Source organism: Roseococcus sp. (assembly GCF_965227005.1).
Classification (GTDB): domain Bacteria; phylum Pseudomonadota; class Alphaproteobacteria; order Acetobacterales; family Acetobacteraceae; genus Roseococcus.
This window is the reverse complement of sequence record NZ_CBDDFJ010000003.1, coordinates 24,551-48,890: the sequence shown is the minus strand read 5'-3', so window position 1 is coordinate 48,890 and position 24,340 is coordinate 24,551. Positions and strand designations below refer to the sequence as shown.

The window sequence follows — 24,340 nt, the reverse complement described above, 5'->3', positions numbered from 1 at the left end:
CCCTGAGAGCCCCGTTCCTGCATCTCCGATGAAATTCATTCTGTAGCATAAGATGGGGCTCATGACGGGGCCAGCGCCTGCCACAGGGACAGCAGGGCCAGTTGGGGGGGCTGGTCGGTGCGATGCGTCGCGAAGCCCCAGCCGGCGGCGCGCGCCATGGTCGAGAGCCCGTCGCGATGGGCGGCCAGGCGCTCGGCATAAAGGTCGCGGATCGTCTCCACCCTCGGCACCAGCAAAGGCGCCTCGCCCTCCAGCCCGTCGAAGCGGATGCGGCCCGAATAGGGGAGGGTCTCCTCCGCGGGATCCAGAATCTGCAGCATCTGTCCGCGCAGGGGCCGCGCGGCATAGCGCGAGATCGTCGCCTGGACCTCGGCCAAGGGCTGCAGGAAGTCGCCGAACATGACCAGCCGGCCGTGGCGCGGCAAGGTGATCTCGTCGGCCGTCCCGGCGGCGGGGCGCATCAGGGCCGCCGCGAGGGCGGGCAGCGCCGAGCGGCCCATGAAGACCTGGCGGTCGCCCGGCGTCAGCCGCACCCGCTCGCCGCCGCGCAGCAGCAGCGCGGCCAGAGCCAGCAGCAGCAGGTCCGCCCGCGCCGCCTTCTCCTCGAGATTCCTTTCCGAGCGCCAGTTCATCGAGGGCGAGGGGTCGCGCCAGAGCAGCACGGTCTGCGCCGCCTCCCACTCCGTCTCGCGCACGAAGAGCCGGTCGGCCTTGGCGCTCTGCCGCCAGTCCACGGAGGAGGCGGCATCGCCCTGGCTATAGGCGCGGAACTGCCAGAAGGCGTCGCCATGGCCCGAGCGCCGGCGCCCGTGGACGCCCTGCATCACCGTATTGGCGACGCGCTCGGCCTCGACGACCAGCGGCGGGAGCCGCGCGGCGGCGGCCTGGGCACGCAGATGGGCGGCCGCGCCGGGACCAGCCGAGATGGGACTAGCCAAGATGGGACTAGCCAAGGCTGGCCTTCAGCTCGGCGATCACATCCGAGAGCTTCACGCCATCGGCCCGCGCCGCGAAGGACAGGGCCATGCGGTGCCGCAGCACGGGCTCGGCCAAAGCCAGCACGTCGTCGAGGCTGGGCGAGAGGCGGCCGTCCAGCACGGCCCGCGCGCGGGTGGCGAGCATCAGCGCCTGGGCGGCGCGCGGGCCGGGGCCCCAGGCCAGGTTGTCGCGCACGCTGCGCAGCCCGCCCTCGCCGGGCCGCGCGCCGCGGACCAGCTTGAGGATGGCGTCCACGATCTGCTCGCCCACCGGCATCCGCCGGATGAGCGCCTGGGCGGCGATCAGCTCGCGCGCCGTCATGGCGGCGACGGGCCTGGCCTCGCTGGCGCCGGTGGTGGCGAGCAGCATGGCGCGCTCGGCCGCCTCGTCGGGATAGTCGACCTGGACCTCCAGCAGGAAGCGGTCGAGCTGGGCCTCGGGCAGGGGGTAGGTGCCCTCCTGCTCGATGGGATTCTGCGTCGCCAGCACGTGAAAGGGCTCGGGCAAGGGGAGGATCTGCCCGGCGATGGCCACCTTGTGCTCCTGCATGGCCTGCAGCAAGGCGGATTGGGTGCGGGGCGAGGCGCGGTTGATCTCGTCGGCCATCAGCAACTGGCAGAAGACCGGACCCTGGATGAAGCGGAAGGCACGCTTGCCGTCCGCCCCTTCCTCCAGCACCTCGCTGCCCAGGATATCGGCCGGCATCAGGTCGGGGGTGAACTGCACGCGCCGCGCATCGAGGCCCATGACCGTGCCCAGCGTGTCCACCAGCTTGGTCTTGCCCAGGCCCGGCACGCCGACCAGCAGGACATGGCCGCCGGAGAGGAAGGTGATCAGCACCTGATCCACCACCTCGTCCTGCCCGAAGATCACCCGGCCGATCGATTGCCGGGCCTTCTGGAGCTTGACGCCCAGGGCCTCGATCTCGGCGATCAGGGATTCTGCGTCAGCCACTTCACCCATGTAGTTGCGGTTCCCATATTGACGAGGTGTGGTGGCGATGCTGCGTTGGGCGGCCGCGCCGGGATCACACGGTGATTGCTCAGGAAAGCCTATGCCGCCCGAAGCTGGGATCAAAGCATCGAATGGGGAGGGTCTCCCCGAATGCGCAAGGCGGATTGACCAATCCATGGGCCAGACGCCCCTTCGACAGAAGCACGACAACGGCCAGATCGACATGCGGATCGCCCGCGATGGGACCTGGCATTACAAGGGCAGCCCGATCAACCGCAAGGAGCTGGTCTGCCTCTTCGCCTCGGTGCTCACGCGCGGCGAGGATGGTAGCTACATCCTTGAAACGCCTGTGGAAAAGGGCTGCATCACCGTCGAGGACGCGCCCTTCGTGGCCGTCGAGATGGTCTGGCGGGACTGCGATTGCGGCGATGGCGGACCCATCCGCCAATGCCTCAGCTTCCGCACCAATTGCGACGAGGTCTTCCCCTGCAACGCCGACCACCCGATCCGCATCCAGATCGACCCACGCACGCGTGAGCCGCGGCCCTACATCACGGTCCGCCCCGGGCTGGAGGCGCGAATCGCCCGGCCCGTCTTCTACGAGATGGTCGCCCTCTCGGTGACCGAGCGCGTGGAGGGCCGCCCTGTCATGGGCGTCTGGAGCGAGGGGGTGTTCTTCCCGATCGACGACGAGCCCGCCCTCGGCGTGGCGGCGGAGTGAGGGCCGAGGAGCTTTGCGCCCGGCTGCGTGACCCCCGCTTCCTGGAATCGATGCCGCCGCCGACCGGCGACGACGCCCTCCTGCCACCCGGAACCATCATCAAGCCGGCGGCGGTCCTCGTGGCGATGGTGCTGCATCCGGACACGCCGGGCGTGCTGCTGACCCAGCGCGCCTCGCATCTCAACAACCATGCCGGCCAGGTGAGCTTCCCCGGCGGGCGGATCGAGCCGGGGGAGACGCCCGAGGCGGCCGCCCTACGCGAGGCCTTCGAGGAGGTGGCGCTGGACCCCAGCCTGCCGCGCGTGATGGGGCGCCTGCCGCGGCACCTCACCGGCACGGGCTATGAGATCACGCCCATCATCGCCGCCCTGCGGCCCGGCTTCACCCTGGTCCCCTCGCCGGACGAGGTGGCCGAGGCCTTCGAGCTGCCGCTCTCCGTCCTGCTCGACCCCGACGCCCCGCGGCGCGAGCGCGCCGAGTGGAAGGGGCAGATGCGCGAATACTGGGTCTGGCCGCACGGCGAGCATTTCATCTGGGGTGCCACCGCAACGATCCTCGTGAACCTCGCCACGGCGCTGCGGGCCGGCTAGGCACAGCCTCATGGGCGTTCTTCTCGAACTGGCTTTCTTCGCATTGCCCTTCCTGGCCTATACGGCCTGGTGGCGCCTGTCCGGGCGCAAGCCGGGGCACGAGCCCTCGCGCCGGCTGGTGACGCTGGCGGCGATCGGCGTGGTCTGCGCGGTGGCGGGGGCGATCTATTTCGGCCTTTCCCGCAGCCTCCAGGGCGACGCCTATGTGCCGGCGCGCATCGAGAGCGGCAGGATCGTGCGGTGAGCCTGCCGGATTATCTGCGCGCCGAGGGGCCCCGGCGCGTCTTCGCCGCCCTGGCGGATTCGCGCGCGGTGGGCGGCTGCGTGCGCGACGGCCTGGCCGGCCTGCCCGTGCGCGACCTGGACATGGCCGCGCCCTATCCGCCCGAGGTGCTGTCGGAGCGGCTGAAGGCGGCGGGCTTCCGCGTCTTCGAGACGGGCCTCTCCCACGGCACGGTCACGGCGGTGCTGGGCGGCGTGCCCATCGAGGTGACCTCCCTGCGGCGCGACCTCGTGACCGACGGCCGCCACGCCGAGGTCGAATGGAGCACCGACTGGCGCGAGGATGCCGAGCGGCGCGACTTCACCATCAATGCCATGTCGATGGGCGCGGACGGCCTGCTGCACGACTATTTCGGCGGCGCGGCGGATCTGGCCGCGCATCGCGTGCGCTTCGTCGGCGACGCGGCCCAGCGCCTGCGGGAGGACTATCTCCGCGCGCTGCGCTTCTTCCGCTTCCAGGCGCGCTATGGCGGACCGGAGCCCGATCCGACCGCCGTCCAGGCCGTGCGCGAGGCGGTGCCCGGCCTCGCCCGCCTCTCGGTGGAGCGCGTCTGGAGCGAGCTGAAGCGGCTGATGGAGGCCGAGGACCCGCGCGCCGCCCTGCGGCTGATGATCGGGACCGGCGTGCTGCCGGCCGTGCTGCCCGAGGCCGGCGATCCCTCGCGCCTCGATCTCGCGCTGGCGCGGGGCGTGACGGACGTGCTGCTGCGCTTCGCGATGCTCCTGCCCGCCGGCGTGAACGTGACGGCCCTGGCTTCGCGCCTGAAGTTCTCGGGCGAGGAGGCCGCGCGGCTGCGGGCCCTGCACGCCATCGCCGAGGCCCCCGGCCCCGAGGAGCGCGACCCCGTCATCCTGCGCCGCTTCCGCGCCGCCGCCCGGCTGCGCAGCGAGGCCGCCCTTCCGGCCGAGATCCTGCTCGTCGCCGCCGCCCAGCATCCCGAGCGGGACTACGGCCCGCTGCTCGACCGCCTGGAGCCCGGCCCCGGCCCGGCCTTCCCGGTCCAGGGCCGCGACGCGATTGCCTTGGGCGTGCCGCACGGCCCGCGCATTGGCCAGCTCCTCGGCCAGCTCCGCGCCTGGTGGCTGGAATCCGGCGCCTCGGCCGGCCACGCCGCCTGCCTCGAAAAGCTGCGCCAACTGGTCGAGGAGGGCGCTTCCTGATACCCCGCGCCCCCATGTCCTCCGAGACCGCCTCGCTCCCCCTCATCCGGCGCTTCTGGCGCGACCACCTGCACCAGCAGCGCGGGCGCCTCATCGTGGCCATCCTCCTGACGCTGATCCTGGCCGGGATCACCGCGCTCTACCCGGTCATCATCCAGCAGGCCTTCGACAGCTTCGGGAAAGGCAATACCGATGTCGTCTGGCTGCTGCCGCCGGTGATCATCCTGGTGACGGCCTCGCGCGGGCTGGCCATGTATTTCCAGCAGACCACCATGCAGGCGGCCGTGCTCGGCAGCATCGAGCATCTGCAGAACGGGCTCTTCGCCGCGCTCACCCGCGCCGACTACGCCGCCGTCAGCGCCGAGGCCCCGGCCCGCCACGTCACCCGCTTCACTTTGGACGCCACCCAGATCCGCGAGGCGCTGGCGCGCAGCATCAACGGCATGGGCGACCTGCTGACGGTGATCGGCCTGGTCGGCTCCATGGTCTGGCTGGACTGGCAGCTCGCCGCCATGGCCGCGCTGCTCTACCCCATCGCCGCCTGGCCGATCGTGACCATCGGCAAGCGCATCCGCCGCGCCTCGCGCGGCATGCAGGACCGCGCGGGCGAGACGAGCGCCTTGTTGAACGAGAGCTTCTCGGCGGCCCGCGTGGTGCGCAGCTACCGGTTGGAAGAGCAGGAGGAGGCGCGCGCCGCCGCCGCCTTTGCCGATCTGCGCAAGAGCCTCCAGCGCATCGTCCGCGCCCGCGCCCGTGTCGATCCCATCCTGGAGGCGCTGGGCGGGCTGACGGTCGGCGTCGTGCTCGGCGTGGTCGGCTGGCGGGTGACGACGGGGCAGGGGACCATCGGCGAGTTCACCGGCTTCGTGGCCGCCGTGCTGATCGCCGCGCGCCCGGTGCGCTCGCTGGGCTCGCTGAACGCGGCCTTGCAGGAGGGCCTCGCCGGCCTCGTGCGCGTCTTCGGCGTGATGGACCTCAAGCGCGAGATCGCCGATGCGCCGGATGCGCGCGCGCTGCCCGCCGGCCAGGGCGAGCTCGTCTTCGATCGTGTGGGCTTCCACTATCCCGGCAGCAACGTCCCCGCGATCCGGGAGCTGAGCTTCCGCGCGGCCCCCGGCGAGACGGTGGCGCTGGTCGGCCCCTCGGGTGCGGGAAAATCCACCGCCATCGCGCTGCTGCCGCGCCTCTATGACGCGACCGCCGGCACCATCGCCATCGACGGGGCCGATATCCGCCACGTCCACATGACCGACCTGCGCGACGCCATCGCCTATGTCGGCCAGGAGGCGGTGCTCTTCGACGACACCGCGCTGGCCAATATCGCCTGCGGCCGCCCCGGCGCCACGCGCGCCGAGGTCGAGGCCGCGGCCCGCGCCGCCCAGGCGCACAGCTTCATCGAGGCCCTGCCGGCCGGCTACGACACGCCCCTCGGCCCGGGCGGCGGGCGGCTCTCGGGCGGGCAGCGCCAGCGCGTGAGCCTCGCCCGCGCACTGCTGCGCAATCCGCGCGTGCTGCTGCTCGACGAGGCCACCAGCGCGCTCGACGCCGAGAACGAGGCGGCCGTGCAGGCGGCGCTGGAGACGCTGCGCGAGGGGCGGACCACGCTGGTCATCGCGCACCGCCTGGCCACCGTGCAGAAGGCCCACCGCATCGTGGTGATGGAGGAGGGCCGCGCCATCGAGCAGGGCACCCATGCCGAGCTGATGGCGCTGGGCGGGCTCTATGCCCGGCTGGTGCGCACTCAGGCCTTCGCCGAGGCCTGAGCGAGATCCCACAGATGCCGCGCGGGCGCTCGCGGCATCTCCTGCCGGCGCACGAGATAGAGGCGCAGCGGCCCGCCTGACAGCGCCAGCGTCCGGGTGACGCGGCCGGTCTGGCGCGCGGCCTCGGGCGCGACCCAGCCGAAGAGGGCCAGGATCAGCTCCGCGCCGAAGCCCTCGCGCATCTGGCGAAAGTCCAGGATGTCGGGGATTTCCACCAGCGTGCCGCCGGCCTCCACCACCGGCTCGAAGAGCGTGCGCGACAATTCCGGATTGAGCCCGCGCGTGAAGACCGCGACCTTGCGGCCCGCCAGCGCGGCCGGGGGGATTTCGGGCAGCGCCAGCAGCGGGTCGCCGGGGGCGAGGATCAGCTCCTGTGTGGTCCGCGCCAGAGCCAGCGCCTCCAGCCCGGCCGGCGGCGCGACGGCCACCGTGAAGGCGAGATCCAGCACGCCCTGCCGCGCGCGCTCCAGCAGCACCGGCGTCCAGCCGATGTCGAGCTCCACGCTGATGCTCGGCCAGCGCCGGCGGAAGGCCTCGATCAGGCTGTTCGTCACGGGGATGTGCGCGCCATAGGGGGGCGTGCCCAGGCGCAGCCGGCCCATCCCGCCGCGCAGGGACGCCGCCAGCTCCTCCACGCCCCGTGCCGCCTCGACCAGCGGCCGCGCGCGCGCCAGCAGGGCGCGCCCCTCCTCGGTGAGCTCCATGCGACGGGTGCTGCGCAGCAGCAGGGGAACGCCGAGCTGCGCCTCCAGCTGGCGGATGCGGGTGGAAAGCCAGGGCTGCGCCACGCCGAGGCGCGCGGCCGCGCGGGTGAAGGAGAGCTCCTCCGCCACAACCCCGAATTGCACCACGAGACGGATATCCAATCGCAACGGGCGGCCCCATTCATACGGTTTTCGTCATAATAGCCGCGAAGCCGTATTGGACAAATCCATTCGCGCCCCGCTTGGATGTCCGGACAACGCGGGCCTCAAGGCCCCAGGGGAGGACGGGATGACGACACGCCGCCAGATGCTCGCAGCCGCCACGGCCGCGCCGGCGCTCGCGGGAGGGCGCGCGAGGGCCCAGGCCCAGGCGCCCATCCGCCTCGGCGTGCTGGGTGATTTCTCCGGCCCCTACCGCCATCTCTCCGGCCCCACCAACGTCGCCTGCGTGCGACAGGCCGTGCAGGATTCCGGCCTGACCGAGCGGGGCATCGCCGTCGAGGTCGTGCAGGCCGACCATCTCCAGCGCGCCGATCTGGGCGTGTCCATCACCCGCGAATGGTTCGACCGCGGCGGTGTGGATGCGGTGCTGGAGGTGAACAACTCCTCCATCGCCCTCGCGCTGAACGGCCTCGTGCGCGAGAAGGACAAGGTGCATCTCAACACCGGCGCGGCCACCACGGAGCTGACCGGGCCGAGCTGCAGCCCCAACACGATCCACTGGACCTACGACACCTACATGGCCGCGCGCTCCTCCGGCGTGGCGACGATCCGCGCGGGCGGCGACAGCTTCTTCTTCATCACCGCCGACATGGCCTTCGGCCACCAGATGGAACGCGACCTCTCGCGCTTCATCGAGGAGGGGCAGGGGCGCGTGGCGGGGCGCGTGCGCTATCCCTTCCCGGGCACCTCGGATTTCTCGGCCTTCCTGCTCCAGGCCCAGGCGAGCCGCGCCAAGGTGGTGGCCTTCCTCAATGCGGGGGCGGACCTCATCAACTGCGTGAAGCAGGCCAATGAATTCGGCCTCGCGCGGCGGGGCCAGAAGCTGCTGGGCATCATCAGCTTCATCAACGACATCCACTCGCTGGGCCTGCCCACCGCGCAGGGCTTCCTGCTCACCGAGTGCTTCTACTGGGACATGAACGACCGCACCCGCGCCTTCACCCGCCGCGTGCTGCCGCGCACGCCCGACAACTATCCCAACCAGTGCCAGGCCGGCGCCTATTCGGCGGCGCTGCACTACCTCAAGGCCGTCGAGCAGATGGGCGCCGCGCGCGCCAAGGCCTCGGGCCGCGAAGTGGTGGAGCTGATGAAGCGCATGCCCACCGATGACGACGTCTTCGGCCCGGGCAGCATCCGCGCCGACGGCCGCAAGCTGCACCCCGCCTATCTCTTCGAGGTGAAGGCGCCTTCGGAATCGCGCGGCCCCTGGGATTACTTCAAGCTGGTGCAGACCTCGTCCCCGGAGGAGGCCTGGCGGCCGCTCTCCGAGGGCGGCTGCCCGCTGGTCGCGGCACGATAGGGAGAACGACGCATGGAACAGCCGCAGGACTTCGACGTGGTGGTGGTCGGCGCGGGCTTCGCCGGCATGTACATGCTGCACCGCCTGCGCGGCCTCGGCCTTTCGGCCGTGGTTCTCGAGGCGGGCGAGGATGTCGGCGGCACCTGGTACTGGAACCGCTATCCCGGCGCGCGCTGCGACGTGGAGAGCATGCAGTACTCCTTCTCCTTCTCGGAGGAATTGCAGCAGGAATGGCGCTGGTCGGAGCGCTTCGCCGCCCAGCCCGAGATCCTGCGCTATGCCAGCCACGTCGCCGACCGCTTCGACCTGCGTCGCGACATCCGCTTCCACACCCGCGTCGTCTCCGCCGTCTTCGACGAGGCCGCCGCGCGCTGGACGGTGCGCACGGAGCAGGGCGCGGTGATCTCCGCGCGGCATTGCGTGATGGCGACGGGCTGCCTGTCCAATGCGCGCAAGCCGGAGTTTCCGGGGCTGGAGAGCTTCCGTGGCCGGAGCTACCACACCGGCCAATGGCCCCATGAGGGCGTGGACTTCACCGGGCTTCGCGTCGGCGTGATCGGCACCGGCTCCTCGGCGATCCAGGCGATCCCGGTCATCGCGCGGCAGGCGCGGCACGTCACCGTCTTCCAGCGCACGCCGAATTTCTCCATCCCCTCGCGCAATCGCGAGATGGATGAGGACTACGAGCAGTCCTGGAAGGGCGATTATCCCGCGCGCCGCGTGAAGGCGCGGCAGATGCGGACCGGCATCGACTATCCGATCAATCCCACCCCCGCGATGGAGGCCAGCGAGGCCGAGCGCCGGCGCGAATACGAGGCGCGGTGGGAGCGCGGCGGCACCGCCTTCATGGCCTCCTTCGGCGATCTCATCCTCGATGAGAAGGCCAATGCGACCGCCGCCGATTTCGTGCGCGGCCAGATCCGCGCGACGGTGAAGGACCCCGCCGTCGCCGAGCTGCTCTGCCCGCACAACCACCCGATCGGCACCAAGCGCATCTGCGTGGACACCGAGTATTACGAGACCTTCAACCGCGAGAACGTCTCGCTGGTCGATGTGCGTTCCGCGCCCATCGAGGCCGTGACGCCCGAGGGCCTGCGCACGGCGGAAGCCGGCTACGAGCTCGACGCCCTCGTCTTCGCCACGGGCTTCGACGCCATGACGGGCACGCTGCTGGCCATGGACATCCGTGGCCGCGACGGCCTCACCCTCGGCGAGAAATGGGCGGCCGGGCCGGTCACCTATCTGGGGCTGATGACGGCGGGGTTCCCGAACCTCTTCCTGGTGACCGGGCCCGGCAGCCCCTCGGTGCTGAGCAACATGATCGTTTCCATCGAGCAGCATGTGGACTGGATCGCGGGCGCCCTGGCCCACGGCAAGGCGCGCGAGATCGAGACCATGGAGGCGACCGACCAGGCCGAGACGCAATGGGTGGCGCATGGCAACGAGGTCGCGCAGCGCACGCTCTATCCGCGCGCCAACTCCTGGTACATGGGCGTGAACGTGCCCGGGAAGCCGCAGGTCTTCATGCCCTATATCGGCGGGGTCGGGGCCTATCGCGAGATCTGCGACGCGGTGGCCGCCAAGGGCTATGAGGGCTTCCGGCTGGAAAGGCGGCGCGCGGCGGCGGCGGCGGAATAGCCGGATGCAACTCCGGCCGGGGATCCGCGTTACGCGGCTATGCGTGCCGCTGTTGCCCTCGCCGCGCTGATCGCCCTGGCGGCCTGCAAGGAGCACCGGGCGACCTCGCTTGTGCCGGTGCCGGAGGAAAGGCAACTGGCCGCGCGGACGGCGGTCGAGGCGTCGCTGCAGTCCCGTCTGCGCGGGCAGGGGACGCGGCCGCGCGGCGTGCAGGTCTTCTCCCAGGCGCTGCGCGATACCGTCGCCGTCTGCGGCCGCTCGGCCATGACCGGCGTGGCGGATTCGCGCCTGATCCCCTATGTCGCGGTCGTGTCCTTCGAGGGCGAGGCGGCGCGCGTGGCGAACCTCGTCTTCGGGGCGACGGGGCCCGAGGCCTCCCGCGTCTTCGTCGAGATGGTCGACCGCTGCTTCGACGGCGGCGGCCCCGCGACCACGCGGGTGACGGCGCGCATCTATCCCCCGCTGCCGGTCCCGGCCGCGGCCGAACCCGAGATCCTGGCCGAGGCGCGGCCCGAGCCGGCGCGGCCACTCGGGACCGTGACCGTTTCCGCGCGCAGCCCGGCGAATCTGCGCAGCGCCTCGCATGGCGGCGAGGTGATCCGCAGCCTGCCGGCCTCCAGCACGCTGGAGGTGATCGGCGAGGCGCCGGGCGGCTGGTACCAGGTGGGCCAGTCGGGCAGGCCGATGGGCTGGGTCCACGGCTCGGTGCTGGAGCCGCGCGGGCGCTGACTCACAGCGCTGATTCAGGGCGCCTGCGGCTCGCCGCCGAACAAGGGCAGGCCCTCGGTCTCGCCGGGCGCGGCGTTGAAGTTCGAGACGGTCACGCCCACCAGACGGATGCCCTTTCGCGGCGGATAGACCGAGCGGATCAGCTCCAGGCTCGCCTGGCGCAGCTGCTCCTGCGCCGTCACGCCGCCGGCATGGCTGCGGCTGCGGGTGATCTGGCGGAAATCGGCGAATTTCACCTTCACCGTCACGGTGCGCCCGAAGGCCCGGGTCTTTTCGCACCATTCCCAGACGTCGTCGGCCATGCGCAGCACACCCGCCTCGATCTCGGCGGCCTCGGTGAGGTCGCGGTCGAAGGTGGTTTCCGAGCCGGAGGATTTGCGCGTGCGGTCAGGATCGACCGGCCGGTCGTCCAGCCCGCGCGCGATGCCGTGATACCAGGCGGCGGAGCTGCCGAAATGCTCCTGCAGGAAGGCCATCGACCGCGCGCGCAGATCGGCCCCGGTCTCGATGCCGAGGGCGCGCATGCGCTCGGCCGTCACCGGGCCGACGCCGTGGAAGCGCCCGACCGGCAGGCCCTCCACCCAGGCCGCGCCCATCTCGGGCGTGACGGCGAACTGGCCATTGGGCTTGCGCTGGTCAGAGGCGAGCTTGGCGAGGAACTTGTTGTAGGAAATCCCGGCCGAGGCGGTCAGGCCGGTCTCGTCGTGGATGCGCGCGCGGATCTCCTTCGCCGTCGCCCAGGCGGTCGGCAGGCCGCGCAGGTTCTCCGTCACGTCCAGATAGGCCTCGTCCAGCGAGAGTGGCTGAATCAGCGTCGTGTAATCGGCGAAGATGGCGTGGATCTGCCGCGACACCGCCCGATAGACCTCGAAGCGCGGCGGCGCGAAGACCAGCTCGGGGCATTTGCGCAGCGCCGTCACCGAGGGCATGGCCGAGCGCACGCCGAAGGTCCTCGCCTCATAGCTCGCGGCCGCGACGACGCCGCGCGCGGCGGGCGAGCCGACCGCGACGGGGCGGCCACGCAGGCTCGGATCGTCCCGCTGCTCCACGGAGGCGTAGAAGGCGTCCATGTCGACATGGATGATCTTGCGGGGGGCTTCGCGCTCCATCCGCGGCATCCTAGCGCATAGAGAACGGGACGTGAACATGTGGACAGCGTCCGCGCGCGGCGAAACTCTCCCCGATGCGGCGGGTTCATGAAGCGACGACCGAGACGCCTTGTCGCAGGGAGATCACCATGTCCGACGAATACGCCCTTGGCCAGCAACGCATCCGCGAGCGGGCCTTCGAACTTTGGGAAGAAGCGGGCTCGCCCGAGGGCGAGGAGCAGCGCTTCTGGTTCGCCGCCAAAGTCGATATCCACCAGCAGGAGGCCAAGCTCGACAAGGAGGTGGCGGGCAGCTTCCCCGCCAGCGATCCCCCCTCCTCCAACGTGGTGACCGGCGCGACCGGCGAGCATATCGTCGCCGCCGAGGAGGCCGCCGACGCCAAAACCGACGGACGCAAGTCACGGTGAGGCGCGTCGAGGCCGGCGCGCCCTATCCCTTCGGCGCCACCGTCACGCAGCGCGGGACCAACTTCGCCATCTTCTCCGACAATGCGGAGGGCATGGAGCTTTGCCTCTTCGACGGTACGGGGGGCACCGAGCAGGAGCGCGTGGCCGTCACCGAATGCACCGACGGCGTGTGGCATTGCCACCTGCCGGGCATCGGGCGCGGCCAGGTCTATGGCTGGCGCGTGCACGGCCCCTGGGCGCCGGAGGCGGGGCATCGCTTCAACCCCGCCAAGCTGCTGCTCGACCCCTATGCGCGCAAGCTCGTGGGCGAGATCAAATGGGATGACGCGCTGCACGGCTATCCCGTCGGCACGGGCGACGATGCCGATCTCACCCAGGACGATCGCGACAGCGCGCCCTTCATGCCCAAGGCGCGCGTCATCACCAACCTGCCGCTGACCGCGACGGCGCCGCCGCGCAACTTCTGGCCGCGCACGGTCATCTACGAAGCGCATGTGCGCGGGCTGACCATGCGCCATCCGCTGATCCCCGAAGAGGCGCGCGGCACCTTCGCCGCCCTCGGCTCCACGCCGATGGTGGAGCATCTCCAGCGCCTGGGCGTCACGGCGCTCGAGCTGCTGCCGGTGCAGGCCTTCACCCAGGACCGCAATCTCGTGGAGAAGGGCCTGGCCAATTACTGGGGCTACAACACGCTGAACTTCTTCGCGCCCGAGCCGCGCTATCTCGGCAATGGCGGGCTGGACGAGATCGCGGCGGCGGTGGACCGCCTGCACCAGGCCGGCATCGAGGTCATTCTCGACGTGGTCTACAACCACACCTGCGAGGGCAATCACCTCGGCCCGACACTGTCGTGGCGCGGCATCGACAATGCCAGCTACTACCACCTCATGCCCGGCGAGCCGCGCTTCTACGACAACCTCACCGGCACCGGAAACGCGCTCAACGCCAGCCATCCGCGCGTGATGCAGATGATCATGGACAGCCTGCGCCTCTGGGCCACGGTCTATGGCATCGACGGCTTCCGCTTCGACCTCGCGACCACGCTGGGCCGGCGCGCCGACGGCTTCGATCCGGGCCATCCGCTCTTCCTCGCGATGCGCCAGGACCCGGTGCTGGGCCGCTGCAAGCTCATCATGGAGCCCTGGGACGTGGGGCCGGGCGGCTATCAGCTCGGCAATTTCCCGGCCGGCTTCTCCGAGTGGAACGGCGATTACCGTGACGTGGTGCGCGAGTTCTGGGTGGGATCGGACGGGCTGCTGCCCGCCTTCGCCTCGCGCTTCGCCGCCTCGTCGGATCTCTTCGGGGAAGCGCGGCGGCGCCCCTGGTCCAGCCTCAACTTCATCACCGCGCATGACGGCTTCACCCTGCAGGACCTCGTCTCCTACGACCACAAGCACAACGAGGCGAATGGCGAGGACAACCGCGACGGCCACGACGACAACAAGAGCTGGAACTGCGGCGCCGAGGGCGAGACGGACGATCCCGAGATCCTGGAGCGCCGCGCCCGCCAGAAGCGCAACCTGCTGGCCACGCTCTTCCTCTCGCAGGGCGTGCCGATGATGCTGGCCGGCGACGAGATGGGCAATTCCCAGGGCGGCAACAACAACACCTATTGCCAGGACAACGAGATCGGCTGGGTGGACTGGGACCGCCAGGACGAGCCGCTGACGGAATTCGTCGCGCGCCTCGCGGAGCTCCGCAAGAAGCGCAGCGCCTTGTCGCGCCCGGCCTTCCTCACCGGCGTGCGCAACGAGCGCGGCGTGCCCGATGTGGCCTGGTTCGCGGTGAACGGCGCACGCATGAACGAGGAGGAGTGGAACCAGCCGCATGCCAAGTGCCTCGTGGTGCGTCTCGCGCCCGCGCAGCCCGGCGATGTGAGCCTGCTCATCATGCTCAACGCCGCCGATCACGGCGTGGACTTCACCATCCCGCCCGGCGGCTCGGGCAAGTGGGAGGCGATCCTGGACACGGCCGCCCATCTGGAAGGCGAGCGCCGCGCCACCGGCGAGACGGTGATCGCGGAGGGACGATCGCTGATCGTCTGGGAGGCGCGCGCGTGACGACGCGCTTCGGCCCGCTCCCCGGGCCGGAGGGCGCGCTCTTCCGCCTCTGGGCGCCCGATGCGCAGGTGGTGTCTCTGGCCCTGCCGGATCGCGATCCCATCGCGATGCGCGCGGCGGGGGAGGGGTTCTTCGAAGCCACCGTGCCGGGCGCGCAGGCCGGCCAGCGCTATCGCTTCCTCATCGGGGACGAGCCCGTGCCCGACCCCGCCTCGCGCCAGCAGGAGGGCGATGTCGGCGGCTGGAGTCGGCTGCGCGCGGATCTCCCGCCGATGCGCCAGACGGCGCCGCCGCGCCCCTGGCATGAGGTCGTGCTGGCGGAACTACATGTCGGCACGGCCACGCCGCAGGGTGATTTCGAGGCCTTGATCGAAAGGCTGGATCACTACGTGGCTTGCGGCATCACGGCCATCGAGCTCATGCCCGTCGCCGATTTTCCGGGCCGGCGGAACTGGGGCTATGACGGCGTCCTGCCCTTCGCGCCCGAGGAATCCTATGGATCGCCCGCGGCCCTGCGCGCGCTGGTGGATGCGGCGCATGCGCGCGGCCTGGGGGTGATGCTGGACGTGGTCTACAACCACTTCGGGCCCCACGGGAATTTCCTGCCCCTCTACGCGAAGCGCTTCTTCAACGAGGCGCATCGCACGCCGTGGGGCGCGGCGATCGCGCTGGAGCAGCCACTGGTGCGGCGCTTCTTCGTTGAGAACGCGGTGATGTGGCTGAGCGAATACGACTTCGACGGCTTGCGCCTGGATGCCGTCCACGCCTTCGCCCCACCGGGCGGGGACCTGCTCCTCGCGGAGATCGCGGCCGCCTGCCGCGCGGTGAAGCCGGACGCCTGGCTCGTGCTGGAGAACGATCACAACGCCACGCGCTGGCTGGAGCGCGACGGCTCCGGGCGGCCGCGCCTCTACACCGCGCAATGGAACGACGACGCGCATCACGCGCTGCACGTCACCACGACGGGCGAGTCCTCGGGCTACTACGCCGAATTCGCCGAGGACCCCGCCGCGGCGCTCGGCGTCACCCTCGCGGAGGGCTTCCTGCGCCAGGGCGCGTCCTCGGCGCATCTACCGCCCGAGGCCTTCGTGCATTTCGCGCAGAATCACGACCAGATCGGCAATCGCCCTCTCGGCGACCGGCTGGCGGGCGGCATCGCGGCCGAGCGGCTGGCCTTCCTGCGCTTCGTCCTGCTGCTGAGCCCGGCCGTGCCCATGATCTTCCAGGGCGAGGAAGCGGGGCTCGACACGCCCTTCCCCTTCTTCTGCGATTTTTCGGGCGAGCTGGCCGAGGCGGTGCGCGAGGGCCGCGCCAGGGAATTCTCAGCGTTCTTCGCCGGCGCGAGCGAGCTTCCCGACCCGCTCGATCCGCAGACGATGCAGGCGGCGAAAATCCCCTGGGAGCGCATGACGCCCGAAGCGCTGGCGCCCTTCCGCAAGCTCACCGCGCAGCGCCGGCGCATGGTCTGGCCGCTGCTGGCCTCGGGCTATCGCGGCGGCGAATGGCGGCAGGAGGTGAGCTTGCTGCTCTGGCGCTGGCGCTTCGCCGCCGGCACGCTCTGCCTGCTCGCCAATCCCGATGCCCTGCCCGGCGAGATGTCGATCCAGCCGCGGCAGGACGGCGCGAGCGTCGGCGCGGCCGTCTTCGACGGATCGCATACGCGCCTCGGCCCCTGGTCGGCCTGCGCCTGGGTGGAGCCGGCATGACCGACTGGCGCGCGACCTACCGGCTGCAGTTCCATGCCGGCTTCACCTTCGACGACGCGCTGGCCATCCTCCCCTATCTGGCGCGGCTGGGGGTGAGCCACCTCTACGCCTCGCCGCTCTTCGCCGCGCGGCCGGGCTCGACGCATGGCTATGACGTGGCCGATCCGACGCGGATCAATCCCGAGCTCGGCGGCCGCGAGGGCTTCGACCGGCTGAGCGACGGGCTGCGCGCCGCCGGGCTCGGCCTGCTGCTCGACATCGTGCCCAACCACATGGCCGCCGACCGCGCCAATCCCTGGTGGATGGGCGCGCTGGCCGGCGGGCGCGAGGGCCCGGCCGCCGCGATCTTCGACATCGACTGGGAGCGGCATCCGCAATTGCTGCTGCCCGTGCTGGGCGACACGCTGGTCGAGACGCTGGCCCAGGGCGCCATCGCGCTGGAACTGGACGGCGAGGGCTGGATCGTCGCCAGCGCCCATGGCGAGCATGCCTGGCCGCTGCGCTCCGAGGATGCCGCCCAACTCCTCGAAGCGGCGGGCCTTGCCGAGCAGGGTCGACTCTGGCGCACCGACAGCACGCCCGATTTCTCCGGTGCGCGCGCGGCCCTGCGGGCGCTGGCGCCGGCCCAGGCCGCGGTGCTGCGCGCCGTGCTCAAGGCCGAGGACTTGCCCGCCTTGCTGGAGCGGCAGCACTGGCGCGCGGTGCATTGGCGCTCGGGGCGCGACGCGCTGTCCTCGCGCCGCTTCTTCAACGTCAACGAGCTGATCGGCGTGCGCGTGGAGCGGGAGGAGGTGTTCGCGCTCACGCACCGCCTGACCCTCGAACTGGTGCGCGAGGGCCGCGTCGATGGGCTGCGCATCGACCATATCGACGGGCTCGCCGATCCTCTCGGCTATGCCAAGCGCCTGCGCGCCGCGGTCGGGCCGGGGGTGCCGGTCCTGATCGAGAAGATCCTCGGCCATGGCGAGACAATCCGCCCCGAATGGCCCGTGGACGGCACCACGGGCTACGAGCGGCTGAACGTGCTGAACCGCGTCTTCGTCTCGGACGAGGGCTATCGCGCGCTTGCCGCCCATCTCGACGCGCAGGGCTGGGTGACGGGCACGCCGGACGCCCGGCTGCTGGCCGCGAAGCGCCAGATGCTGGAGGAGAGCTTCGCCCCGGAGCTGGAGCAGATCGCCGATCTCGCGCAGTCGCTGGCCACACCGGACGCGGCCATCGAATTCGCTTTGCCGACGCTGCGCGCGGCGCTCTCCTCGCTGCTGGTGAATGGCGCCGTCTATCGCAGCTACCTGACCGGCCCGCGCGCCGAACCGGCGGATCGGGCGCTGTGGGACGGGATGCTCGCCGCCGTCGAGGCGGAGGGCGATCCCTGGACGAGCGGGGCGGCGCGCTGGCTGGCGGAGGTGATCCTGACCGGGGATGGCGCCACGGCGGCCGAGCTGCGCCGGCGCTTCCAGCAGCTCAGCGGGCCGCTGACGGCGAAGGGGCTGGAGGACACGGAATTCTATCGCGCGGTGGCGCTGCTCTCCGTCAACGAGGTGGGCGGCGAGTTGGCGGAGGCGGGCGGTGACGTCGCCACCTTCCACGCCTGGGCCGCGCCACGCGCCGCGACCCATCCCCGCGACCTGACGCCGCTCGCCACCCACGACACCAAGCGCGGTCCCGAGGTGCGGGCGCGGCTGAATCTGCTGTCCTGGGAGCCGGAGAGCTGGATCGCCGCCGCCACGCGGTGGAGGGAGATGAACGCGCCGCTGCGCGCCTCCGAGGGGCCCGATCCGGCGGATGAATGGCTCATCTACCAGACGCTGCTCGGCGCCTGGCCGATCGACGCGGCGCGGCTGCGTGAATACCTCACCAAGGCGATGCGCGAGGCCAAGCGCCACACGCGCTGGGAGAATCCGCAGGAGGGCTATGAGAGCGCCTGCCTGGACTTCGCGACGGCCCTGCTGGAATCGCCCGAAGCCGCTGGTTTCCGCGCGGAGCTGGCGGATCATGTCGCCCGGCTGGACCTGCCGACGCGCGTCAACGGCCTCGCCCAGGCCGTGCTGCAACTCACCTTGCCGGGCCTGCCGGACATCTATCAGGGCACCGAATGGTGGGATTTTTCCCTGGTCGATCCGGACAACCGCCGCCCGGTGGATTACGCGGCGCGCGCGGCGGCGCTGGACGGCGCGCTGCCGCCCTTGGCCGAGGACAGCCTCGGCCTGACGAAGCAGCGCGCGACACATCGCCTGCTGCAATGGCGCCGCGACAATCCGGCGCTCTTCGAGGGCTATGCCGCGCTCGACCTGCCCCGGGACTTCCTCGGCTTCACGCGCGGCGGTGGAAAGCTCGCCGTGATCGTGCCGAGGCGTGCCTTCGCCCTCGCGCCGCCTCCCATGCCGCCCGGTGCGTGGCGCGACCTCCTGCCGGAGATCGCGCCCGTGAAGGTCCTGATCCGGACTTAGAACATCACCCGATCAGACGGAATCGTCTGGTCGGGTGAAGATGCTCGAAAAAACAAAGAGCTAGAGACTTCGAAGTGAGCCCTTGCGAACGAAGAAGGCTCTAGTGAGACGACGGCGTGAGCACCAATGTGCCCAGCGCCGGCAGCGTCAGCGACAGCGAGGCCTCCAGCCCGTGCGAGGCCTCGTTCCAGGCCGTCACGCGGCCGCCATTGCCGGTATTCGCGCCGCCATAGATCCCCGCATCCGAGTTGAAGACCTCCAGCCAATCGCCGCCGCGCGGCGCGCCGATGCGATAGCCCTGGCGCGTCACGGGGGTGAAGTTGCAGATCACCAAAGCGGGATCGGTGCCGTCGGGCCCGAAGCGCAGCCAGGCGAAGACGCTGGCCTCCCTGTCGTCCAGCACGACCCAGCGGAAGCCGGCGGGGTCGCAATCCAGCGCGTGCAGCGCGGGCAGGCGGGCATAGAGGACGTTCAGGTCGCGTACCATGCGCTGCATGCCGCCATGGCGCGGATCGTCGAGCAGGTGCCAGTCGAGCGAGCGGTCGTGGCTCCATTCGCGCGGCTGGCCGAATTCGCAGCCCATGAAGAGCAGCTTCTTGCCCGGATGCGTCCACATGAAGCCGAGATAGGCGCGCAGATTCGCATAACGCTGCCACTCGTCGCCCGGCATCTTGGCCGGCATCGCCCCTTTGCCGTGCACCACCTCGTCATGCGAGATGGGCAGGATGAAGCGCTCCGAGAAGGCATAGACCAGGCCGAAGGTCATCAGGCCGTGGTCGTAACGGCGGTAGATGGGATCGGTCTCCATGTAGCGGAGCGTGTCGTTCATCCAGCCCATGTTCCACTTGAAGTCGAAGCCCAGGCCGCCGTCGCGCGCCTTGCGCGTGACGCCGGGGAAGGAGGTGGATTCCTCGGCGATCAGCAGCTTGCCGGGGCAGCGTTGCGCGATGACCTCCGACAGCTCCTTGAGGAAGGAGATCGCCTCCAGATTCTCGCGCCCGCCATGGATGTTGGGCACCCATTCGCCCTGCTTGCGGCTGTAGTCGCGGTAGAGCATCGAGGCGACCGCATCCACGCGCAGCGCGTCCACGCCGTAATGCTCCAGCCAATGCAGCGCGCTGCCGATCAGGAAGTTCCGCACCTCCTGCCGGCCGAGATTGTAGATCAGCGTGTTCCAGTCCTGGTGGTAGCCCTCGCGCGGGTCCGCATGCTCGTAGAGCGCGGTGCCGTCGAACTGCGCGAGGCCATGCGCATCGGACGGGAAATGCGCCGGCACCCAGTCCAGGATCACGCCGATGCCGGCCTCATGGCAGCGTTCCACCAGTCGGGAGAAATGCTCCGGTGCGCCGAAGGGCGCATGCGTCGCGAATTGCCCGAGCGGTTGGTAGCCCCAGGAGCCGCCGAAGGGATGGGCCATGATCGGCAGGAATTCGAGATGGGTGAATCCCATCCCCTTCACATAGGGAATGAGCTTGTCGCCCAGCTCCTCCCAATCCAGCGGCGCATTGCCCTCGGCGCGCGCCCAGGAGCCCGGATGCACCTCGTAGACGGAGATCGGCTTGAGCGCCGGATCGCCCGCGACGACCAGCGGGCGCGGGGGGATGATGCGCGCGGTATCGGCGACGATGGAGCCGGTGGCCGGCGGCGGCTCGGCCTGCCAGGCCATGGGATCGGCCTTCAGCGGCAGCGCGTTCCCCTGGGCGTCGAGCAGCTCGTATTTATAGACCGCTCCGGGCCCGATGCGCGGGATGAACAGCTCCCACACGCCGGCCTCGTGGCGCAGGCGCATGGGGTGGCGGCGCCCATCCCAGCTGTCGAAATCGCCCACGACCGAGACGCGCCGCGCATTGGGCGCCCAGACCGCGAAGCGCACGCCCGGTATGCCGTCGATCACCATCGGATGCGCGCCGAGGCAGCGGCCGATATCCTGGTGCCGCCCCTCGCGCAGCAGATGCAGATCGAGCTCGCCGAGCAGCGGGCCGAAGCCATAGGGATCCTCGGTCTCCTGGACCGTGCCGCTCCAATCGATGCGCAGGCGATAGGGACCGGGCGCGATCCCGCCGGCGAAGAGCCCGGCCGGATGCAGCCGGGTCATCGGCACGCTCTTGCCGCCGGCGAGCAGCGTCACCGCGCTGGCCCCCGGCAGGAAGGCGCGCACGAGGGGGCCGGAGGGCGTCGTCTGCGGCCCCAGGATCGAGAAGGGATCGCCATGCCGTCCGTCGATCAGCGCCCAGACGGCTTCGGGATTCAGCGCCGATTCAGCCATGCGGCGCCTCCTGGGCCAGGACGCGGCTGGCGAGCAGTTCCAGGCCCCGCAGCGGGATGTGCAGCCAGCCCGGCCGGTTGGCCACCTCGTAGCAGACCTCGTAGGCGGCCTTCTCCAGCAGGAAGAGGTCCAGCAGCGCGGCCTCGGCTCCGGCGGTGACCCAGGGGCGCGGCGCCACGGCCTCCACCTCGCGATAGGCGGCGAGGAAGCAGTCGCTGGCGCTCTGGCGGAAATGCTCCAGCAGGGCGGCGGCGCGGTCCGGCGGCAGGCCGTGGACGCCCTCGCGCTCGGCGCCCGCCGCGGCGGCCGCATAGTCGAAGGAGCGCAGCAGCCCCGCCATATCGCGTATCGGCGAGGATTTGGCGCGGCGCCGTTCGAGCGACTTCGACGGCTCGCCCTCGAAATCGATGATGGAGGCGTCGCCCTGGACCACGAGAACCTGGCCCAGATGGAAGTCGCCATGCACGCGCGTCTTCAGCGTGCCCCGCGCGGCATCGGCGAGGCGCGCCACCGCGGCGAGAAGCTCCGGGCGGCGGGCCTTCAGGCTTTCGGCCTGGGCCCTGTGGCCGTGGGAATGCCAGCTCGTCACGCCCTCGAGCGCCTGGAGCGCGGCGTCGATCTGCGCGCCGGCCGCCTGGCCCCAGTCCAGGGCATCGGCAGCACTCGCGGGCTCGGGCTGGAAGGCGGGGTCGTCGCTGTCCAGCGCGAGGACGGCGTGCATTTCCGCCAGGCGCCGCCCCATGGCCGAGGCGAAGCCGAGATAGCTGTCGAAGACGCCGTCCTGCGCCTCCAGCGGCGCCTCGGAGACCGCCAGGGTGTCGATGACGCGGCTAATGAATTCCGTCGTCCAGCCCCAGCCGTCGCCCTGGTTGCGCACGAAGCCCTGGAGAACGACCAGCGTGCGCGGCACGCCATCGGGCGAGACGCGCACCACCTCGCCCAGCAGCGGCGCGGTCTGGGCGAAGCCGCGCTCGGTGAGGTGGCGCGTCATCTCCGTCTCGGGGCTGATGCCCTCGGTCACGCGGCGCACCAGCTTGAGCACCGCGAGGTCTCCGATGATGAGCGAGGAGTTGGACTGCTCGGCGGAGAGGCGGCGGATTTCCGCGTCGTCGGGGATGTCGACGCTCTCGAAGGCGGAGGTCGGCAGGAAGCGGATCTCGCCCTGGCTCAGCGGCATCACCGCGCGCTCGCGCAGGCCGCGCAGCACGGAGCCGGGCAGGGCGTCGAGCGCGAAGGCATCGGTCAGCACGCCCACGCGCCGGCCGCGGCGGATGCGCGCCAAGGCGAGCTGCTGCGGCAAGGCGGAGACGGTCTCGTCCTCCCAGGCGATGCCCATGGGCAGCAGGTAGCGGCCGAGGCCCGTGGCGTCATTCGCCTCGACCTCGGCGAGCAGCACTTCCGCGCCGTCGCGCCCCGTCATGATCTCCTGGAAGACGAGGCGGGCCTGCGGCACGGCGTCCTTGCCGGCGAACCAGCGGCGGCGGGCCAGATAATGCGGCAGGATGTCGACCTCGATGGTCTTGAGCGGCACGGGTGCGAGCACTTCCGACAGGCTCTTGCGGAGCACCAGCGTCAGGAGCTCGGACAACGGCTCGGGCGAGGGCATGTGCCAGCTCGGAAGCGCGGCCTGGGTCGCGAGCAGGAACCAGTAGAAGCCATAGGGGGGAAGCGTCAGCAGGTAGGGAAGCTGGCCGATCGGCGGGAAGGAGGAGCCGCCGACCAGCTCCACCGGCACGCGCCCGGCGAAGACGGAAAGGTCGAGCTCCACGGCCTGCGCGGTGCGCGAGAGGTTGCAGACGCACAGGATGGTCTCGCCCTCGAATTCGCGCAGATAGGCGAGGATCTTGCGGTTGCCCGGATAGAGATAGCCGAAGGTGCCGCGGCCGAAGGAGCGGTGGCGCTTGCGCACGGTCAGCATGCGCCGCGTCCAGTTCAGCAGCGAATGCTGATCGGCCGATTGCGCCTCCACGTTCACGGCGTCGTAGCCATAGACCGGGTCCATGATCGAGGGCAGGACGAGGCTGGCCGGATTGGCACGGCTGAAGCCGCCGTTGCGGTCGGGCGACCATTGCATCGGGGTACGCACGCCGTCGCGATCGCCGAGGTGGATATTGTCGCCCATGCCGATCTCGTCGCCGTAATACATCACCGGCGTGCCGGGCATGGAGAGCAGCAGCGAATTCATCAGCTCGATGCGGCGGCGGTCATGCTCCAGCAGCGGCGCGAGGCGGCGGCGGATGCCCAGGTTGATGCGCGCGCGCTTGTCGGAGGCATAGGTCTCCCAGAGGTAGTCGCGCTCCTTGTCGGTCACCATCTCGAGCGTCAGCTCGTCATGGTTGCGCAGGAAGATCGCCCATTGGCAGTTGTCGGGGATGGCGGGCGTCTGGCGCAGGATATCGGTGATGGGGAAGCGGTCCTCCTGCGCCATCGCCATGTACATGCGCGGCATCAGGGGGAAGTGGAACGACATGTGGCACTCGTCGCCATCGCCGAAATAGAGCTGCGTGTCCTCGGGCCATTGGTTGGCCTCGGCGAGCAGCATGCGCCCCGGCGCCACGCGGTCCAGCTCCGCGCGGATCTTCTTCAGCACCACATGCGTCTCGGGCAGGTTCTCGTTGTTCGTGCCGTCGCGCTCGATGAGATAGGGGATGGCGTCCAGCCGCAGCCCGTCCACGCCCGCCTCCAGCCAGAAGCGCATGACGGAGAGCACCTCCTTCAGCACATGCGGATTGTCGAAATTGAGGTCGGGCTGATGGCTGTAGAAGCGGTGCCAGAAATAGGCGCCGGCCACGGGGTCCCAAGTCCAGTTCGACTTCTCGGTGTCGAGGAAGATGATGCGCGTGCCGTCGTACTTCTTGTCGTCGTCGGACCAGACGTAGAAGTCGCGATGCACCGAGCCCTTCTTCGCCAACCGCGCGCGCTGGAACCAGGGGTGCTGGTCGGAGGTGTGGTTGATGACGAGCTCGGTGATGACGCGAATGCCGCGCTCATGCGCCGCCGCGATCAGCCGGCGAAGATCGGCCATGGTCCCGTATTCCGGGTCCACCATCTTGTACTCGGCGATGTCGTAGCCGTCGTCGCGCCGGGGCGAGGGATAGAAGGGCAGCATCCAGATCGTGTTAACGCCGAGCTCGGCGATGTAGTCGAGCTTCCGCAGCAGGCCGGGGATATCGCCGATGCCATCGTTGTTGGAGTCGAAGAACGACTTGATGTGCAGCTGGTAGATGATCGCGTCCTTGTACCAGAGCGGATCCTGGCCATGGGGCGGCGTGGGGATATGCGGCGTCTTGGGAGCCATGA

The 24,340-nt window shown here is 70.5% G+C and carries 18 protein-coding genes; 12 read left to right on the top strand and 6 right to left on the bottom strand.

Annotated features, from left to right (window positions below):
- Positions 1 to 59: 59 nt before the first annotated feature.
- Positions 60 to 938 (bottom strand): DUF58 domain-containing protein, encoded by an 879-nt coding sequence (locus tag ACO057_RS00440; protein WP_421988377.1) that lies wholly within the window; start codon positions 936 to 938, stop codon positions 60 to 62.
- A gap of 7 nt (positions 939 to 945) precedes the next feature.
- Positions 946 to 1,941: an AAA family ATPase gene (locus ACO057_RS00435; protein WP_421988376.1), complete on the bottom strand. Its 996-nt coding sequence runs from the start codon at positions 1,939 to 1,941 to the stop codon at positions 946 to 948.
- A 166-nt stretch (positions 1,942 to 2,107) separates the two neighbouring features.
- Here ACO057_RS00435 and ACO057_RS00430 point away from each other — a divergent pair, with 166 nt between their 5' ends.
- From ACO057_RS00430 to ACO057_RS00410, 5 genes are read left to right on the top strand one after another with little or no spacing between them, the layout of a single operon-like run.
- Positions 2,108 to 2,653: a DUF1285 domain-containing protein gene (locus ACO057_RS00430; protein ID WP_421988375.1), complete on the top strand. Its 546-nt coding sequence runs from the start codon at positions 2,108 to 2,110 to the stop codon at positions 2,651 to 2,653.
- Positions 2,654 to 2,703: 50 nt separating this feature from the next.
- Complete coding sequence (locus ACO057_RS00425; protein WP_421988374.1) at positions 2,704 to 3,243, top strand: CoA pyrophosphatase; 540 nt, start codon at positions 2,704 to 2,706, stop codon at positions 3,241 to 3,243.
- Positions 3,244 to 3,253: 10 nt separating this feature from the next.
- Complete coding sequence (locus tag ACO057_RS00420) at positions 3,254 to 3,487, top strand: hypothetical protein (protein WP_421988373.1); 234 nt, start codon at positions 3,254 to 3,256, stop codon at positions 3,485 to 3,487.
- A complete protein-coding gene (locus ACO057_RS00415; RefSeq protein ID WP_421988372.1) occupies positions 3,484 to 4,686 on the top strand; it encodes a CCA tRNA nucleotidyltransferase in 1,203 nt (400 codons plus the stop codon). Before ACO057_RS00420 ends, ACO057_RS00415 begins: the two co-directional genes overlap by 4 nt.
- Positions 4,687 to 4,700: 14 nt before the next feature.
- Entirely contained in the window at positions 4,701 to 6,449 is a 1,749-nt protein-coding gene (locus ACO057_RS00410) for an ABC transporter ATP-binding protein (protein WP_421988371.1), read from the top strand.
- Here ACO057_RS00410 and ACO057_RS00405 read toward each other — a convergent pair.
- A complete protein-coding gene (locus ACO057_RS00405) occupies positions 6,428 to 7,297 on the bottom strand; it encodes a LysR family transcriptional regulator (RefSeq protein WP_421988370.1) in 870 nt (289 codons plus the stop codon). The genes ACO057_RS00410 and ACO057_RS00405 overlap by 22 nt on opposite strands.
- Positions 7,298 to 7,442: 145 nt before the next feature.
- Between ACO057_RS00405 and ACO057_RS00400 the strand changes: the two genes are divergently transcribed.
- The 3 genes from ACO057_RS00400 to ACO057_RS00390 are packed head-to-tail and all read left to right on the top strand — an operon-like array spanning position 7,443 to position 11,042.
- Positions 7,443 to 8,675, top strand: a complete 1,233-nt coding sequence (locus tag ACO057_RS00400; RefSeq protein WP_421988369.1) for an ABC transporter substrate-binding protein — start codon at positions 7,443 to 7,445, stop codon at positions 8,673 to 8,675.
- Between the two features lie 12 nt (positions 8,676 to 8,687).
- Positions 8,688 to 10,313: a flavin-containing monooxygenase gene (locus ACO057_RS00395; RefSeq protein WP_421988368.1), complete on the top strand. Its 1,626-nt coding sequence runs from the start codon at positions 8,688 to 8,690 to the stop codon at positions 10,311 to 10,313.
- Between the two features lie 39 nt (positions 10,314 to 10,352).
- Positions 10,353 to 11,042: an SH3 domain-containing protein gene (locus ACO057_RS00390; RefSeq protein ID WP_421988367.1), complete on the top strand. Its 690-nt coding sequence runs from the start codon at positions 10,353 to 10,355 to the stop codon at positions 11,040 to 11,042.
- Between the two features lie 14 nt (positions 11,043 to 11,056).
- Here the strand turns inward: ACO057_RS00390 and dinB are convergent, their stop codons facing one another.
- Positions 11,057 to 12,151 (bottom strand): DNA polymerase IV, encoded by a 1,095-nt coding sequence (dinB, locus tag ACO057_RS00385; RefSeq protein ID WP_421988366.1) that lies wholly within the window; start codon positions 12,149 to 12,151, stop codon positions 11,057 to 11,059.
- A gap of 128 nt (positions 12,152 to 12,279) precedes the next feature.
- Here dinB and ACO057_RS00380 point away from each other — a divergent pair, with 128 nt between their 5' ends.
- The 4 genes from ACO057_RS00380 to treY are packed head-to-tail and all read left to right on the top strand — an operon-like array spanning position 12,280 to position 18,774.
- A complete protein-coding gene (locus ACO057_RS00380; RefSeq protein ID WP_421988365.1) occupies positions 12,280 to 12,558 on the top strand; it encodes a DUF2934 domain-containing protein in 279 nt (92 codons plus the stop codon).
- On the top strand, positions 12,555 to 14,618 hold the full coding sequence (glgX, locus tag ACO057_RS00375) for a glycogen debranching protein GlgX (protein WP_421988364.1): 2,064 nt from the start codon (positions 12,555 to 12,557) through the stop codon (positions 14,616 to 14,618). The genes ACO057_RS00380 and glgX overlap by 4 nt, the downstream gene beginning before the upstream one ends.
- A complete protein-coding gene (gene treZ, locus ACO057_RS00370; RefSeq protein WP_421988363.1) occupies positions 14,615 to 16,324 on the top strand; it encodes a malto-oligosyltrehalose trehalohydrolase in 1,710 nt (569 codons plus the stop codon). The genes glgX and treZ overlap by 4 nt, the downstream gene beginning before the upstream one ends.
- A complete protein-coding gene (gene treY, locus ACO057_RS00365) occupies positions 16,321 to 18,774 on the top strand; it encodes a malto-oligosyltrehalose synthase (RefSeq protein ID WP_421988362.1) in 2,454 nt (817 codons plus the stop codon). Before treZ ends, treY begins: the two co-directional genes overlap by 4 nt.
- 100 nt (positions 18,775 to 18,874) lie before the next feature.
- On the opposite strand, the gene glgB is transcribed toward treY, so the two are convergent.
- Both glgB and treS read right to left on the bottom strand, forming a co-directional pair.
- On the bottom strand, positions 18,875 to 21,040 hold the full coding sequence (glgB, locus tag ACO057_RS00360) for a 1,4-alpha-glucan branching protein GlgB (protein ID WP_421988361.1): 2,166 nt from the start codon (positions 21,038 to 21,040) through the stop codon (positions 18,875 to 18,877).
- Entirely contained in the window at positions 21,033 to 24,338 is a 3,306-nt protein-coding gene (treS, locus tag ACO057_RS00355; RefSeq protein ID WP_421988360.1) for a maltose alpha-D-glucosyltransferase, read from the bottom strand. Before treS ends, glgB begins: the two co-directional genes overlap by 8 nt.
- Positions 24,339 to 24,340 lie beyond the last annotated feature (2 nt).